Source organism: Anaerospora sp., assembly GCF_032013335.1.
Lineage (GTDB): Bacteria > Bacillota > Negativicutes > Sporomusales > DSM-15969 > Anaerospora.
In genome coordinates, this window is record NZ_DALZUO010000021.1 from 39,940 (window position 1) to 56,065 (window position 16,126).

The 16,126-nt window shown below is 42.8% G+C and carries 18 protein-coding genes and 1 riboswitch; of the genes, 15 read left to right on the forward strand and 3 right to left on the reverse strand.

Translation table 11 applies throughout. From position 1 onward, the window contains the following. Positions 1 to 34 precede the first annotated feature (34 nt). Positions 35 to 535 carry an NUDIX domain-containing protein gene (locus tag RTR76_RS15360; RefSeq protein WP_312522164.1) on the reverse strand — a complete coding sequence of 167 codons (501 nt, stop codon included), beginning with the start codon at positions 533 to 535 and terminating at the stop codon, positions 35 to 37. A 183-nt stretch (positions 536 to 718) separates the two neighbouring features. Between RTR76_RS15360 and RTR76_RS15365 the strand changes: the two genes are divergently transcribed. The 7 genes from RTR76_RS15365 to RTR76_RS15395 all read left to right on the forward strand — a co-directional run bounded on the left by RTR76_RS15365 (position 719) and on the right by RTR76_RS15395 (position 6,178). Further along, positions 719 to 2,257: a hypothetical protein gene (locus RTR76_RS15365; RefSeq protein ID WP_312522166.1), complete on the forward strand. Its 1,539-nt coding sequence runs from the start codon at positions 719 to 721 to the stop codon at positions 2,255 to 2,257. A gap of 14 nt (positions 2,258 to 2,271) precedes the next feature. Continuing rightward, complete coding sequence (locus tag RTR76_RS15370; RefSeq protein WP_312522168.1) at positions 2,272 to 3,180, forward strand: MarR family winged helix-turn-helix transcriptional regulator; 909 nt, start codon at positions 2,272 to 2,274, stop codon at positions 3,178 to 3,180. A 237-nt stretch (positions 3,181 to 3,417) separates the two neighbouring features. Beyond that, positions 3,418 to 3,990: a YSC84-related protein gene (locus RTR76_RS15375; protein ID WP_312522170.1), complete on the forward strand. Its 573-nt coding sequence runs from the start codon at positions 3,418 to 3,420 to the stop codon at positions 3,988 to 3,990. A 186-nt stretch (positions 3,991 to 4,176) separates the two neighbouring features. Beyond that, complete coding sequence (locus RTR76_RS15380; RefSeq protein ID WP_312522172.1) at positions 4,177 to 4,467, forward strand: hypothetical protein; 291 nt, start codon at positions 4,177 to 4,179, stop codon at positions 4,465 to 4,467. 66 nt (positions 4,468 to 4,533) lie between these two features. Continuing rightward, positions 4,534 to 4,764, forward strand: coding sequence for a GlsB/YeaQ/YmgE family stress response membrane protein (locus tag RTR76_RS15385; RefSeq protein ID WP_312522174.1), 231 nt, complete (start codon positions 4,534 to 4,536; stop codon positions 4,762 to 4,764). Between the two features lie 162 nt (positions 4,765 to 4,926). Then, on the forward strand, positions 4,927 to 5,286 hold the full coding sequence (locus RTR76_RS15390; RefSeq protein ID WP_312522176.1) for a CGGC domain-containing protein: 360 nt from the start codon (positions 4,927 to 4,929) through the stop codon (positions 5,284 to 5,286). A 406-nt stretch (positions 5,287 to 5,692) separates the two neighbouring features. Continuing rightward, positions 5,693 to 6,178, forward strand: coding sequence for a hypothetical protein (locus RTR76_RS15395; RefSeq protein WP_312522177.1), 486 nt, complete (start codon positions 5,693 to 5,695; stop codon positions 6,176 to 6,178). Here the strand turns inward: RTR76_RS15395 and RTR76_RS15400 are convergent. Together RTR76_RS15400 and RTR76_RS15405 are read right to left on the reverse strand one after the other, a co-directional pair. After that, positions 6,175 to 6,555 carry a DUF4363 family protein gene (locus RTR76_RS15400; RefSeq protein ID WP_312522178.1) on the reverse strand — a complete coding sequence of 127 codons (381 nt, stop codon included), beginning with the start codon at positions 6,553 to 6,555 and terminating at the stop codon, positions 6,175 to 6,177. The two genes, RTR76_RS15395 and RTR76_RS15400, sit on opposite strands and share 4 nt — an antisense overlap. Next, positions 6,528 to 7,241: a DUF421 domain-containing protein gene (locus RTR76_RS15405; protein WP_312522180.1), complete on the reverse strand. Its 714-nt coding sequence runs from the start codon at positions 7,239 to 7,241 to the stop codon at positions 6,528 to 6,530. Before RTR76_RS15405 ends, RTR76_RS15400 begins: the two co-directional genes overlap by 28 nt. A gap of 151 nt (positions 7,242 to 7,392) precedes the next feature. On the opposite strand from RTR76_RS15405, the gene RTR76_RS15410 reads away from it, so the two are divergent. The 8 genes from RTR76_RS15410 (at position 7,393) to eutJ (ending at position 16,044) form a co-directional block, all read left to right on the forward strand. Beyond that, a complete protein-coding gene (locus tag RTR76_RS15410) occupies positions 7,393 to 10,014 on the forward strand; it encodes a phosphoenolpyruvate synthase (protein ID WP_312522181.1) in 2,622 nt (873 codons plus the stop codon). Positions 10,015 to 10,257: 243 nt separating this feature from the next. Next, a complete protein-coding gene (locus RTR76_RS15415; RefSeq protein WP_312522183.1) occupies positions 10,258 to 10,887 on the forward strand; it encodes a hypothetical protein in 630 nt (209 codons plus the stop codon). Between the two features lie 64 nt (positions 10,888 to 10,951). Then, the gene (gene lpxA, locus RTR76_RS15420; RefSeq protein WP_312522184.1) at positions 10,952 to 11,779 is read left to right on the forward strand and encodes an acyl-ACP--UDP-N-acetylglucosamine O-acyltransferase; all 828 of its coding nucleotides are present in this window, start codon (positions 10,952 to 10,954) and stop codon (positions 11,777 to 11,779) included. A 5-nt stretch (positions 11,780 to 11,784) separates the two neighbouring features. Next, positions 11,785 to 12,042, forward strand: a complete 258-nt coding sequence (locus RTR76_RS15425) for a hypothetical protein (RefSeq protein WP_312522185.1) — start codon at positions 11,785 to 11,787, stop codon at positions 12,040 to 12,042. 110 nt (positions 12,043 to 12,152) lie between these two features. Further along, positions 12,153 to 12,746 carry a hypothetical protein gene (locus tag RTR76_RS15430; protein ID WP_312522187.1) on the forward strand — a complete coding sequence of 198 codons (594 nt, stop codon included), beginning with the start codon at positions 12,153 to 12,155 and terminating at the stop codon, positions 12,744 to 12,746. 534 nt (positions 12,747 to 13,280) lie between these two features. After that, the gene (locus RTR76_RS15435) at positions 13,281 to 14,360 is read left to right on the forward strand and encodes an AbrB family transcriptional regulator (RefSeq protein WP_312522189.1); all 1,080 of its coding nucleotides are present in this window, start codon (positions 13,281 to 13,283) and stop codon (positions 14,358 to 14,360) included. 85 nt (positions 14,361 to 14,445) lie between these two features. Beyond that, a riboswitch (cobalamin riboswitch) is annotated at positions 14,446 to 14,628 on the forward strand. Between the two features lie 146 nt (positions 14,629 to 14,774). Further along, positions 14,775 to 15,116 (forward strand): methyltransferase dimerization domain-containing protein, encoded by a 342-nt coding sequence (locus RTR76_RS15440; RefSeq protein WP_312522191.1) that lies wholly within the window; start codon positions 14,775 to 14,777, stop codon positions 15,114 to 15,116. A gap of 112 nt (positions 15,117 to 15,228) precedes the next feature. Then, complete coding sequence (gene eutJ, locus RTR76_RS15445; RefSeq protein ID WP_312522193.1) at positions 15,229 to 16,044, forward strand: ethanolamine utilization protein EutJ; 816 nt, start codon at positions 15,229 to 15,231, stop codon at positions 16,042 to 16,044. The last annotated feature ends 82 nt before the right edge of the window (positions 16,045 to 16,126 follow it).

Consider the following 16,126-nt stretch of genomic DNA (forward strand, 5'->3'; position numbering starts at 1 on the left):
CTCCATAAAAAAAGATATGCTGTTTGGAGCATATCTAAATAGTATTGGCTTTCCTATACCGGCTGCCAATGTATAGTGCATGTTCTAACCGGTCGATAAATGCCAGCTGGGCAAATTCGATTTTATTTCTGGCAGCAGAAGGTGTAAAGAAACCCAAGCGGTCTACTTCTGGAAATGAGCAGAAATGACCTGAATTTGGCGGCCATTCCATTTCAAAAAGGTTACTGTTAACCGGTAGTGCAGTATCGCAATTACCACAAAAGGCCCAAATATAGATTCGCTTACCGCTTCGCTCGGTGGTTTTTCCTAAAGGAAGCAATTTTTGTCCAGCGAAACTAAGTCCTGTTTCCTCAGTGAATTCCCGCAGGGCAGCAGCTGGAATCGTTTCATTGCGCTCTACATGACCTTTGGGGATACTCCAGCAGCCGTGATCCTTGCTGCTGAATAGAGGCCCGCCAGGATGAGCGAGTAAGACTTCCGGGTTTCCCTTATTCCAGCGATACATCATCAGTCCAGCGCTAACCTTAGTAAGCATCTAACCATCCTCACTTTCGCAGCCGACTTTAAGCTCAGTGTAGCATAAGGAAGTGCCGCTAACTTTAACAAAGTGTAAAGATTTTGTTAAAGTTAACGGTACATAGTAAAGCTTCACGATTTTTTAACGCATAATCTCTAGGGCCCACTACATATAGGTATAAAAACTGCCGGAGGAGTAGTCGTGGGCAATAGTGAATTGGCACAGCTTAAAAAATCCTTCTTATGTAAAAATTGCAATAAGATCCGTATCGTGCAATTACAGGCATGTGTGCGGGAATGTGACTGTAGTGAGGAGCTTCATTTTACTTCAATTTTTGATTTTTATGCCAATTTATACTTCCATCTTGATAACCGCAATTATGCTGATTATGAAACAATTTGCAATGAATTTAGCGATGAACAGATTAAAGAGAAAGCAGACGGCTTATTGTTCCATCATCTACCGGAAGAGGCGCTGGCGGCGTACTCAGTAAATTCTACAGATTATCTTCAACTTATCATGAAGTTATTCAGAAAGACGGTTGCCAATTGCCAGACTGCCGATGATATTTTGCTGGTGGCAGTGAACTGGCTCTTCTATTTAAGTAATACGATGAAAGAGCTTAGAAAACTGCAGCATCATGATTCTTATTTTGGGAGAAACCTGGCACCGATTCCTACAATAAGGGGGCCGCTGCTTTATCGGGTGGACTCCTCTATAAAAGCCTATTTAGAGCGCTTTGAAGCGATAGTTGATCCTAATTATATATTGCTTAGAAAAAAGGTCTACTTTTTTCTGGTTCGGGAAGAGTACCCTTATTATAATGTAACGCATAAATATATCGGTTTATCAAAGCGCTGGGCTGATATTGATAATTATGTGGGAAATCTTAGTTTCTGTTTTTTCTCTCACAATTTTTCTCTGTTAAAGGATTATATTTTATCCGTGAAAGACAGTGATGACGGAAATTATATTTTTTCCTTCACAAATATACGAAGCCGCAAGCGCCAAGAATACACTGAAAAATTTCAGACCACACTGGCTAAAGCCGAGCTGAATTTTATTATGGCTCCTGAGCTGTCGACGCCTATTGATTCTCAAAGATATATGATCGATACCATTAAGCAGCAAAAGAAGAAGAATCTTATTTTTGCTATAACCGGATCTTTTCACGTGCGTGAGGGCGATATCAGTTTACATCCCCAGAATAGGGAACGAATTTATAATTATGCTCAAGTCGTGAATCAAGAGGGCAGTACGATCTACGATTTGTATAAAATGAACCGTTTTATCATTCATAAAAGTGATAAAAACCAGGCTGAGCTGCCGATATTTGTTGAGAAGAGCGGAACAGAGCGGAATGCATATGATAAAAGAGACATTGTGTTGTTTGATACTTTATTGGGGAGAATCGCATTTTTGATCTGTGTGGATCTCATTAATTTCAGTATTGATGAAATCTTAATTGATAGGCAGGTTGATGTTGTTTTTGTTATTTCTATGACTCCAAATCCGGCCGGAGGTAAGTTTATCCGGAAGATGCAGGAACTGAGCGAGGGGTGCGGAGCGGTAGTATTTCTATGCAATAATCCTGGTTCAGCGAAGATTGGTGATGAGAATTTACGTGGACTTGCGCATTTTCCCTTGATAAAGAAACTGTTTAAGACACATGAGACAGCGCGGATCTATACGCTGGAAGAAATGCTGTACGGTCAAACACGAGCAGACCGTGGTGAATAAAAAGTGAACAATTAGTGAACGATCGCGATAACGGAACATATACTACAGTGGAGGTGAAAGCTTTGACTTTTTCTGAGTGGCAAAGGAATTATGAAGTTGACCCTGGTGCCGGCAAACTACTATTTTCGCTCACGAAAGAAGTAGTTTGCGCAAGCCGGAATTTGTTCAATAAAAAGCAATTGGTTGAAGCACTTGATGATATTGGCCTTCCGCTGGAGCAAAGTATTGAGGGACAGGAAATTGCTAATATTGCTATGTATTATGCAGGCATGTATGCATGGCTGTGTTATGCAATCGGCATTGCTAAGCCCTGCAATGAAGCTAAGCTGGAAGAATATTTACGGCAGTGGATGAACTGCTGTGACAGCCCGGAGGCACAGGAAGCCCTGTTTGGAATTATTCATATTCTTGCGCAATCTCTCCACAGTCCGTTTAATAAAGAACGGTCTAACTGGGATATCCGGCAGTATGCAGCCTGTGTCAGGACACCGGCTGGAGAATGGGCTAAAGACTATAATATTGGCATGGCACGGGGGCTGCTTGTACTTATTGAGGAGTTAATTGTGTTATGTCAGCTGGACTTAACGATTATGAATTTAACTGGTCTGGAGAAATCGGTATTAGCCTGTATCGCTGAGCAGCCGCGGATTACACCGACTGAAATACTTAAGAAGCTGGCAAAAGATAACAGGCAGCAAATGAGCAATATTCTTCGCAGTTTGAAAGCACGCCATCTAGTCGATTCCTATGAAGCAGGCCGGCATAATTGGTATAACTTAACCCCTGAAGGGTATCAGATTATCAGCTGCATTCATAAAGATGAGGAAACAGCAACGACTGAAGCTGCAATTTCAGATTTTGCATATGGTAAGATACACATTGCCCAAGATCATGAGGCTTTTGCGTTACCACTTAAGGCGTAACATAAGCTCCTGCCATGTAAAAAGGAATTGGCAGGAGTTTTATGTTATAATTTCAATGATAATATTTATTCTTTGATAAAATATATCGTTGACGAAAAATGGAAGTTACCCTATAATTTAACTATAAGTTGTTGCAAATTACTGACAATTACACACTATCATCCTTTTATTCATCTCCTAAAATGGTAAGGAGGGATGAAGAGCTGGTTGTAGAGTTAAAAAGGGGAGGTAAACCTTATGCGCTTGAAAGTGTTTATGAAAACCTTTGTCATATTGCTGCTAATGATGAGCATGATGGCGGCAGTGGTTAGTGCAGCTTCCGTAGAAGAGAAACGTCAGGCTATCCGCAACACGACAAATGAAACCTTGAATGAAATTTACAATGTCCAGCCTAAGGCAAGAGATGTTGTTGCCAATGCCGCAGGCTATGCTGCATTTTCTATTACTGATGTTAAGCTGGGCTTCTTAGGAGGCGGAGGTGGCAAAGGAATGGCGGTGAATAACAGCACCGGGCAGGAGAGCTTTATGAAAACCGGGGCTGTGCAAATTGGCTTAGGGCTGGGAGTAAAAAAATATAAAGTTCTTTTTGTTTTTAAGACAGAAAAGGCACTTGCTGATTTTGCCGATAGCGGCTGGGAATTGGGTGGACAGGCTACTATTGCTGCTACTGACAGTGTAAATGGTGATTCCCTGGAGGGAGCTGTCTCCGTAGGACCTGATACCTGGATGTATCAGTTGACAGATAAAGGCCTTGAAGCTAGTTTAACTGTCAGAGGGATCCATTATTTTAAGGACAAAGATTTAAATTAATTTGCAGGCCGTCGATAAAGCCCCATCTGCGTTGTACTGTCTTCGCTCGCTTCCTCGGAATTCCCCGCGCCCACAGCTCTTTGCTGCACAAAAGCAAACACTTGAGATGGAGATCGTGCATCTAGGACTTTCTCAACGGCCAGGGAACGGGTTTCTCAAAAAACTAAGTAATTTTAGGAGGAATGAATGATGGAAAAAAGACAGGTATACATAAAAAAACTGGAAGAAAAATTAATGGAATATGACGCTAAGCTGGCAGAACTTGAAAAAAAGGCTGCTGAAGTACAGGAAGAGATGAAAAATGAATATATTTCTCAAATAGATAATCTTGAGACTAAACGGGAAGAGTTTGCAGCGAAATATGAAAAACTGAAAGAGTCTGGTGAACAGGCTTGGGATGAGATCAAAACCGGAACAGAAAAAGCATGGGATGAGCTGGAAGAGGCGATTGAGAAGGCTGCAGCTCATTTCAAGTAACGGAGGTTCACTGATACCTCTAGCAGTTGTTAACTGCTTCGGGGTATCAAAAGGGGGAAGGCTACGATGCTTTGGTTTTTAATAATCGGTATTATTGCCGGTTGGCTAGCAGGTAATCTCACTAAAGGTGGGGGATTCGGTCTAATTGGCAATCTAGTGGTAGGCGTTATTGGCTCGTTTGTCGGCGGCTATGTATTTAGTTTCCTCGGACTTAGTGCCTATGGAACAATTGCTGAAATTATTATGGCTACCGTCGGGGCAGTTGTACTATTATCTGTTATACGACTTTTTAAGTAGCTGCTGCCTGATAGAAAGGTAAAAGAAAACTTCGCAGGTTTTTTATCTGCGAAGTTTTCTTTTATGTTTTTGTACTTTACTCGCAGTAAAGATAACAGCCGCTTATACTTTCAACTTTATGTTAATCAAGATTAATGCTAAAATAGCAATAAGAGGTGACTTATGAAAATTGCTATTTTAGTGAGAGAAGAAACGATGCAGCGCTGTACAGGCAAGGGTTGTCTGAACGCGTTTTTTCAGAGAAAGGATGCTTTTGCCGCATATGGTGATCATGCAGAGCTAGTTACGTTTTCACATGCCGGCGGTGATCTTGACCGTAAAATTGAGATGATGATTAAAAATGGCGTAGATGTGGTACATTTATCATCATGTATGCGAGGGAAAGCGGATAATTACGAAGAACTGGCAATGCGCCTTAGCGAGCATTTTGATGTTGTCGGCTATACGCATGGTGGTGAGGAAGGCAAGGAGCGAGCTACAATAATGAGGAAGAAGCTTGCTGCGAGTACAGACGCAAACTGAAGCATACGCAAGCAGGTTCGGCATAGGCTAATTGAAACCCCATTGCTTGCCTGATAGTAGTGTTTAAATGACTTTGCCTTGGTGCGCTGACTATGATAAGATTACTACTGTTGGCAACAACAATGCCTGAAATGATCGTATAAGTTCATATGTCCAACCTACATGATAAATTAGGGAATCTGATAGTATGTGGCTGTCGGGCCTTCTTTGAATGGATGACAAAAGCACACTTACGATACCCACCCTGCGAGATAGCAGGTTTGGACATATAAACGGACGACATTTTGGGTTTGATGAAGAGATAAGGGCTTACCGTTTATTTGGTAAGTCCTTTTAGTTTATCTTAACAAAGGATTTAGCAGATCCTTTAAGGAATACCCACAAAGATATGAGAAGGTAAGGAACGGTGAAAATGACCTCAGAATTAACATTGCGTAAAATAGCTAAGCTGCAAAAAGAGTATGTCAAACTTAGTGATAATAACCGGATACAGGAGCGAATTGCCTTTCAAAAGCTGCAGGAAATTCGTACGGAGCTAACCGAGATGCATGGAATTACTATTGTTTCCGCCCATGTTGAACGTTTCTTTCGGCTGGCTTTTCAGCAGCCTGGCAACCTTGCCTGTTCGATGGTGGGAGAAGTGTTGTCCGACTCGCTGAATATGGCAATACTGCAAGTGTACCATCCTCTGTATACGGCTGCTGTAGTAAAAAGAGTGCAAGAGCTTGTAGACGAGTATCTCATCAAACTGCTGGCACTGGAGGATGACGCACTAGTACTGGTGCTCAAAGACTGGCAGCCTGACAGTGTATTGAAGGCACATATTTTTGATTTAAAGGTTTTGCTTGCTGAATGGTTTGCCAGTGACAATGATTTGCTTGATGATTTTTAAAAGAAACCGATATTTCCCCAGGTGTTTTTCACTAGCAGGATTGCCACTAGCGAATTCGATTTATCCTTAGTTGCAAGATAGCCGTCTAATCTGACGAAACCATCCTCTATATCCTTAATGTAGTCATGATCAATATCTACTTGCAAAAGCGGTTTCATCTTTTCCCAGGCTTTTTTGGAATCGTCCAGATGGGTTTTCGCTTGCTGCCAGTCTTCGTTTCTGATATTAGTTTCTACTTGCATTAAATGGGAGGAAAACCCAGTACGGTTATCAAGCGGCTTGGTAAGCAGTGTGCATGAGCAGGCAAGCAGTGTCATGCTGATTAGCAGTACAAGCAGCAAACCTCGTTTCAATCTTTGGTGGGTATTGTATAGCATGGTTTATCTCCTTTTAGGTCAACGTATAAGTTTCCGGCAGTATCCAATTGGGCTAGAGATATATCCCGGATATCCTGAATGTTCCGTTTCCCAAGCTGGTGTGTCAGCCAGGCCTGGCTAATACTGAGCGAGCGCAGGGCATTGGGGAGTATAGCACCATCCATTACAAGGTTGACTGGCAATCCCTCGTATTGAACGGCAATGTTTAAGGATTCCGGTGTGAGGGGTTGATTCTGCGCATTTTTTTGTACGCTGATTTTTCCTCCCGCTTCGAATAAGGCATATTCAACATCAGTGATGTTGAATATGCCTTTTGTGCGCAGTTCGGACAAAAGCTGATCAATAGGAATGCGTATTTTTTTTAAATTATCTTCAAGGATCTTTCCATTGGCAATTACGAGGGTTGCATTGCCGTCTACGATTGTGCGGAAGCGCTTACTATGCATGCTGATAATAGCCAGTAAAATAGCCAGTAATGCCCAGGTTGCCAGTCCTGCCAGTGTTGACAGGAGGTTTTCATTTACTTGTACCGATAAGGTTGAGGCAATAGAGCCGATGGTAATACCGACAACATAATCAAAAAAAGTCAGCTGAGCAACTTGCTGCTTTCCCATGAGACGTACAAACAGCAACAGGGCAAAAAAAGAAATAACAGAACGAATAATGACCACCAGTGCAATTGACAAATCTACACCTCCTTTGAGGTAGGAATGATATGCGGTCTTCGCTCTTAGCTTTTGCATGGCGGTGGCAGATTATGCTAAACGCACATGTTTAAATCTTTGATGGGCACAATACTTGCAAATCATAAACTTACTTTGTGAGGTGTAAGCATGAATGGCGGCACCGTATGTACTTTTTTTTGAACAAGTCGATCGCTCAAGTCTGTCTCAGGTAGGCGGCAAGGGAGCCAATCTGGGCGAATTGATAAAGGCCGGGTTTCCTGTTCCTGGTGGGTTTTGCATTACTACTCATGCCTATAAGGATTTTCTAGCAACAAGCCAGGAAATGGAATCATTTTTTACGGAATTAAAAAGTACTGATCCCCAGGAGCTGACACAGCTAAGACAAGTGGGAGAGCGCATTCGTACACATTTACACCAGATGGACGTGCCTTTACCCATCAGGCAAGAAATCGTAGAGGCTTTGAATAAGCAGGGAAGTGAGAACGCGTATGCCGTCCGTTCAAGTGCAACTGCCGAAGATTTACCGAATGCTTCTTTTGCCGGACAGCAGGATACATATTTAAACATTAAAGGACAGGATGAGCTTTTAGTCCATGTGAAAAAATGCTGGGCATCATTATTCACTGACCGCGCCATTGCCTACAGGGCAAAAAACGGCTTCGACCATCACCAGGTGTATCTGTCGATTGTAGTTCAACAAATGATAAGTCCAGAAGTTTCCGGTATTTTGTTTACCGCAGACCCGATTAATGGAAACCGGATGGTTGTATCCATTGACGCTGGCTTTGGCCTGGGTGAGGCACTGGTTTCGGGAATGGTATCTGCCGATTTATATAAGGTGAAAAATAATCAGATCTTCGATAAGAAAATCTCACAAAAAAAACTAGCTATCTATTCTTTACCGGATGGTGGTACTGTTACCCGCGAACTGCCGTCAAGTGCGCAGGACCAGCAGGCCTTGACTGATGAACAGATTATTTCCCTTGCGTCATTAGGAAAAAAGATCGAAGCCCATTATCAGGTACCTCAGGATATCGAGTTTTGTGTATCCGGGGGAGAGTTTTTTATTGTCCAGAGTCGTCCGATTACTACGCTGTATCCGCTGCCTCAGCTATCATTCCATCCACTTAGAGTACTGCTGTCATTTGGACATGTTCAAATGATGCCTGATGCCATGATGCCGTTAGGCTTATCCGTACTCAGAACGATGTTTCCTGCTCAACTATTTGTAGAAGCAGGCAGCAGAATTTATATCGATATTACTGATTTTATGCTGTCCAAAATAGTGCGTACAGTTTTCCCAAAGCTGTTAACTGTTGCAGATGAAGCAATGAGCCGGGCACTAGCTGCGGTGGTTAGGCGTCCGGGATTTTTTAACGGTAATCAGAAGTCTGCAGTTACGGGGACAGCAGCAAAGACGGCAGCTTTTATTGTAAAAAAGGCGTGGCATCATTTGCGTACCGGAGATCCACGACTGGCCAAATCGGCAATTGAAAACTACATGGAGCAGACACTTGAACAGACGAGGCAAGCAATAAGCGGTGTACAGGGTGCGGAACGCTTACGGGTTGTTCAACAGCAATTGGACTGTGCGCTGAATAATATTCTTCACAACATCATTCCTTTTGTGGTGCCCGGCATTATTGCCGGTAAGGTGCTGGAGAAAGTGCTTATCCGTTGGCTGGGAGATGCACGGGAACTTGCCAGCCTCAATAAAGCCTTGCCGGGCAATGTTACTAGCGAAATGGGGCTGCAGCTTGGGGATTTAGCTGATACACTGAGGGATCTGCCGGAAGTACAGGAATATCTGCAAAGGGCTAAAGATCAGTCTTTCTATACTGGCTTTTCTCAAGTGCCGGGGGGAGAAGTATTTCGACAGGAGTTTGAGCGATTTATCGCTAAATACGGTATGCGCTGTCCCGGAGAAATTGATTTGACAAAGCCGCGCTGGCGCGAAAAGCCAACATTGCTCATAGCTGCTATATTCAGTCACATGCGAAGTGTAAAGAGCGGTGAGCACCGGCAGCGTTTTTCTGAAGGCCAGAAGGAAGCGGATGCAGCTGCTGTACGCATTCTGACAAAACTAAAATCCCATCCGGTAAGGTTGAAGCTGGCCAGCCGTCTGATTGCCGTATTCCGCTACATGGGCGGCCTCAGGGAGCATCATAAGTATTACATCATCATGGTATTGGATGAGTGTAAGGCGGCTATTATGGCTGAAGCAAAGTTGCTGGAGCAGGCAGGTAAACTGCCATCTGCAGAGGATGCTTATTTTCTGAGTCTTGAAGAGCTGATTAAGCTGGCTGAGAGTAAAAACAGCTTAGTTTCAGCCGAGGTTCTTAATCAGCGAAAGACGGAGTTTGAGAGGAACGGCAATTTAAAGCCGCCCCGTGTCATGACCAGTGAAGGAGAGATTATTATTGTTTCGCCTGCACGAGGCGATATTGCTGAAGGCACCTTGCTTGGCAGCCCAGTGTCAGCCGGCATTGCTGAAGGAATTGCGCGGGTCATTTTAAGACCGGAAAATGCATTGCTTAATGAAGGGGAAATTCTGGTCGCGCCGCAAACCGATCCCGGCTGGACTCCCCTGTTTCAATCGGCAGTCGCAATTGTTACGGAAGTTGGCGGTTTAATGACTCATGGTGCTGTTGTGGCCCGTGAGTATGGGATACCTGCTGTAGCAGGTGTCGATGAGGCAACTGTCCGCATACGTGATGGCAGCTTTATACGGGTAGATGGCGACCAGGGACTTGTAGAAATATTGAAGGAATAGGATCGATAGAACTAAGTAAGAGCCAGACAAAACTGTCTGGCTCTTACTTAGTTTTATCTGGTTATCAAATAAATTGAATGATTAAGACTTCTAAATAACTCTGAAATATTAGTGAAATTTAATAATTAAAAATTCAAAATTTAAAAGAGATATTAATATGCAAATTATACAATAGGTCTAAGGTCGTGAAAAAAATACAAATAAATACAAATTTAATCAAATTTGTATTAGAAAGGAGAGAAAATGTCGAAAAACGTTGTGAAATGCATTTCAATAATAAGCCTGTTAATGCTGCTGAATTTACTGGGAGCTTCTACTGGCCAGTGCTCAAGTTTTACAACGGATATCACGGAAGAGTCGTTGTGGATAAGCCTGGATGTATCTGAACAGCAAAGAAAACAAATTGATACAATTATTTCAGAATCCTACAGCCAGGTAAAAAAAATTCAAAAAAAGCAAGGAAGCAATGATATATACGATTTTAATAATCTTTTTATTCTTTTGCAGTATACAAGCAAAATGAATGACATGCGAAAAACTACCAGTGACCGTATTTTGCAAGTATTAGATACAAAACAGAAACCGAATTTTGAAAAGCAATTACAGGAAATACAAGATGCATCATACAAATCGACAGCAATGATGCTGTCGCTGGAGCTTACTGATGCGCAGAAAAAACTAGTCGTTATCTCATTATTAAAAACTCAGAAAAAAATCTGGGAAACAATTGCCAAGAAATCCAACTCATGGGAAGAAAAACGGAAAAAATTAAACAGAATTAATAAGCTCCAGATTATTAGTGCAAAGTTATCAAAGGAGCAGCGGACTAAAATGGCTCAGTGGAATATTATGTTTTCCTCTTCTGCTTATTAGACAAAAGTATGCATAAGAGCTTGCAGGTTGTAAGTGCAATCAAAGAAAGAGGTGTTTGGTGGTAATGCAAAGCTTTTTTTCAAAAGCAAAACGATTAAAAATACATAAGACTGCAGTCATTTCTTCCCGTTGCCAATTAGGGTCAAATATAGAAGTTGGACCTTATGCAGTCATTTCTGACAACACAATTATCGGCAGTAATACGGTTATTGGTGCTCATGCGGTTATTGGCCAATCGACAGCAATTGGCGAAAGCTGCCAGATCTATCCTTATGCTTCAGTCGGCTCAAATCCTCAAGATAAAAAGTATTGTGGTGAAGAAAGTTATGTAACGATTGGAGATCATACCCAGATCCGTGAATTTGTTACCATTAACAGAGCCACCGGTGAAGGAGAAGAAACTCGTATTGGCTCTGATTGTCTGCTTCTGGCTTACAGCCATGTAGCGCATAATTGTGTTGTTGGCAATGAGGTGGTTTTATCCAATGCCGTTATGCTTGCAGGACATGTCCAGGTGGAAGGCGGAGCCATAATTGGCGGTCTGACAGGGGTTCATCAATTTGTCAAAATTGGCCGGAAATCGATGATCGGCGGTGCCTCAAAAGTTGTCCAGGATGTACCTCCCTATATAACGGCAGCCGGAAATCCCGCATATGCTGCCGGGCTAAATCTTATCGGTATGCTTCGTGCCGGTATTGATGAAAATTCCCGGCAGACAATAAAAAAAGCCTATAAAATTTTATATTTATCGGGACTTGGCTTAGAACAGGCAGTGATTGTAATGCGGCAGCAATTACCTAAATGTGATGAGCTGGAACAGTTTATGAATTTTCTTAAACAGGCCGATCGGGGAATTTGCCGAGTAAAGGCAAAAGCAAAAAGGAGTTGTTAGTGAGCATGCAGTTTTTTCAAGAAATAGTAAGCCTATTACTTCTTATTGTTGCTGGTACTATGCCGGCCGGGGCTATGCAGGTTAATAATCTGGAAGAAGGAGAAAGTGCTGCCGGATTATCTTTTGGTGATAAAACTAAGAGTTACTACATTGAAAGTAAAATCGGGGAAGAGTTTACTGTAGGGTTTCAAGGGTCTGACTGGAAAAATGGCTACGGAGGCGGTAGAAATGATCTTGATATCGGAGTTGCGTATAGGTTCTGATACTTATTGACTCAGCGCGGCAGCAAAGGAGTTTCGCTGTTGCGTATCGTAATAGTTAAGATACGCAACAGCGCGCTGTAAGCGATATTGATGTCATAGGAGTATGCCGTATGCAACAACAAGTACACTTTCAACAGGGCAGCGAGAACCAAGTTGCTTTTGTGTTTTCATGTCCCGGCCGAGAAGAAGAAAAGGCGGGTTATCCTGCCGCAAAAATGACGGGAATTAATCTTGCTAAACTGTTTGTCGTATTGAATGAAATGAAAATGAAGGATTATCACTTTACCAGGGAAAGGGTTACAATCACCAATGCCTGGGCAAATGTGGAATATGACGCTAAGACATGCCGCTCTGAAGCAACAAATGAAGAGGTTCTGTCTCCTGATAATTTGAACAGGCTATTGGCGGAACTTGCAGCGGTGACCGAACTGATTGTATGCTGCGGCCAAAAAGCCCGTCTGGCAGTTCAGGCACTAGCTGCTGAAAATCGCTTGAAAGCCGGAACAAGAGTTGTTTATATTAATCATTTGGGAATGAAGAGTATTAATCAGATTACAAAGGATATTCACGGCGAGCCGATCGTTGCAGTTGCAAAACATCCCGACCGCTTCACCCTTAAGCCCAAGGAAATTGGCGGCGCGAATACGCACAAACGGCTGGAAGTAGTGGCGGCACAGATTAAAAAAAGCCTATTAGGCAATTAGTTAAGTAAAAGCACATTTTGTGAATGATAAACATATTATGTAATGAATAGGGAAGAAAGGAGGTTTTGAAGTAATGTCAGAGAGAGACTGTGGTTGTGAGAAAAAGCATTCTAAGTGGGACTATGAGGAAGATCATTCCTCATGGGATAACGAGAAAAAGCATTCTGAGTGTGAATGTGAGAAACATCATTCCGAATGGGAATGCGAGAAAAAACATTCCGATTGGGATTGTAAGGAAAAACATTCTCATAAGTGCCCGAAGTGCTGTCATGAGTTTCCTCATAAATGCCCTAAATGTCATCACAAATGTGAAGAAGACTGTCATGTATGTCCTCAATGCTGCTGGGAATTTGAACATGAATGCGAGTGTCCCGATTGCAGCTACCGGTTTAAATATTAGGTGAGTCTAAACAGCAAGAATAAGCAGTGACCAAAGAATGGAGAACCCATTTTTTGGTCATTTTGTTTTTTACAGCAGTTTTCCGGTACGTGATATAATGAAAAGATGGAATAGGGATGGGGATGAAAAATAGCGTGAGAGATTATCTAACTGTATTTTTGTGGAGCTGTGTTGGCGGCAGTTTCTTTTATCTGCTGCACATGCCCTTGCCATGGACATTGGGACCATTAGCCACTGTCGTAGTATTGCAGGCTGGATTAAAAAGGCGGGTACGGTGGCCCATTACTATTCGCAATACCGCTATGGTTGTCCTGGGCTATATTATGGGAAGCCCGTTTACGCCTGAGACTGGCTATCAAATATTGCATCAACTGCCGTTAATGCTATTTTTAACGCTTACCAGTGTGGGGCTTTGTTTGTCAGGCGGCTATGCTGTTTATCGCTTTACTGGTATCGGGCTGGGAACCAGTCTGTTAGGTAGCTTGCCAGGGGGATTATCGCAGATGGCAATGGTCTGTGAAAACATAGAGGGAACTGACCCGGCAGCAGTGACTTTGATGCAAACTCTTAGGGTGTTGGCTGTAGTTTTCATTGTTCCCTTTTTGGTACTCCATGGGCTTGCCGATCAAGTCGATCCGGTAAGCAAGACAATGACCCATTTCACTATAAATAATGTTCCTGTGCTTGCTTTATTTGCTGTCTGCCTGAGCGGAGCAGTTTATCTCGGCAAGCGTATAAAAATGAGCAATCCTTACTTGTTGGCTCCTGTGGTTGTCACAGCAGCATTGGTACTTAACGGTATTCACGCACCTGCTTTGCCGCCAGCAGTCATAGCTGTTGCCCAGATTTGTGTGGGAATCCGGATGGGGATGGCGATCAATGTGGAGAGTCTGGTTGAGCAAAAAAAGGCTTTCGTGGCAAGCTTCTTAAGTATCGTACTGGTAATTGGCGCAATATTGGGGATTGATTATCTTCTTGCAAAGTATAGTTCCATTGATTTTATAACGGCATTTATTAGCAGTGCTCCGGGTGGATTGACTGAAATGGGGCTGACAGCGATGATGGTGCATGCTGATTTATCTGCAGTTGTCGCATTTCAAATCTTTCGCCTTATGTTTGTATTAATGGTAGCTTTACCGCTCATTAAATGGTGGTTATGCCGGTCGACTGCCGGAAAAAGGTGCTGCATTGAGCTTACAAATTCCGGAGAGTAAATTGTTTGCTTGATAAATAAGGCAGTTTTTTACTATTGACCGTTCTAATTTTAGTATGCTACTATTTCGGTAGATAAGCTGTCAAAAACTGCATATTGGGATAGGTGCCCGCGAGGGCTTAAAAGGGAAGTCCGGTGTAATGCCGGCGCGGTCCCGCCACTGTAATGGGGAGCAAACCCGAGATATGCCACTGAGACGATAGTCTTGGGAAGGTTCGGAGGAGCGAGGAGCCAGAGCCAGGAGAACTGCCTGTCTAACAATCACCGTTTTACCCACGAGCGATGGGAAGGGGATTATTGGAGTATATCGTTTTTTAGCAGCCTTTTGTGTAATGCTGCTAATGGTACATATATATCTGATAAGAGTCTCTGTCGTGGAGGCTCTTTTTTATTTTGAACTTAGGAGGGAAAAAGCATGACTAATTTGACGTATAGTCCCCGGAGGCTTTTGCGGATGGTTCAAGTGTATAAAGAGACCCAGATTCTTTTCATGGCAATTAAAATGAATTTATTCTCGTATTTGACGGAATTTGCGTGTGTGGAAAAACTGGCTCAAGAATTGAGCCAGGACGCAGTCGAACTGGGAAAAAAATTAGAGTTTTTGCTTCTTGCCGGTTTATTGGAAAAAAGCGGGGAAGCTTATCGCAATACACCCGAGACGGAACAGTTTCTTAATCCGAACAGCACTACTTATATGGGGGCATATTTAAGCTGTTGGGAAAGAGGCGACCTGCCCCAGGAAAATAGTTGGCAATAAAACAAAATAACTTGGCACATATTTATCATGAGCAGTATAGGATTTTGATTAGGATTTAGGGAAAAGCAGTACTGTCAGGTAGTTCTGAATGTGTGACAAGGGGGAGTTAGTCATGGAAGGCTATGAAAAGATTTACAAACTGTATGACTTGATAGAAAACAAAACTGTTGCCAATTTACCAGGCCCATTTAAAGTTGGTGTTGATTTGGGGACTGCAGATATTGTTTTGGTTGTGACTGATCAAGAGGGGAATCCTGTTGCTGGCAGTATGCGGTGGGCCTCTGTTGTCAAGGATGGTCTTGTTGTTGATTTTCAGGGTGCCACAGCAATTGTTGAGGAGTTAAAGGCAGAAGTAGAAGAGCGTTTAGGGGTCAGCCTTGATAAAGGGGCTACTGCAATTCCACCGGGTACGGTAGGGCGTAACGCCTTGGCCTGCGGATATGTAATTGCAGGAGCCGGTTTAGAGCCAGTTTGCCAAATAGATGAGCCTGTTGCGGCAGCAAAAGCGCTTAATATTACCCATGGAATTGTCGTGGATATTGGCGGAGGAACGACTGGAATTGCAGTTTTGCGAAACGGCGAGTTAGTTTTTACTGCTGATGAGCCTACTGGCGGTACACACATATCGCTTGTATTGGCCGGTGCCTATAAAATTTCTTTTGAAGAGGCTGAAATACTAAAGCGGAATCCTGCCGAGCAACGTAAAATAGTTCCGGTTGTTTTACCGGTTATTGAGAAAATGGCGACAGTAGTAAAAGAGATGCTTGAGGGGCAGGATGAGTTTAATGACTATCCTGTTTATGTTGTCGGTGGTACCGCTTACTTGCAGGGGTTTGAAAATGAGTTTGGCAAAGCCTTTGGGCGAAAGGTACATGTACCACCTCATCCTCTATTAGTGACACCGCTGGGGATTGCAATGTTCGGTTGAAAGAGAGCCCTGCATATATATGCAGGGCTCTTTTGGCTTTAGAATTAACAGTAAAATGTAGACTCGGTTGATCTTTATGAAT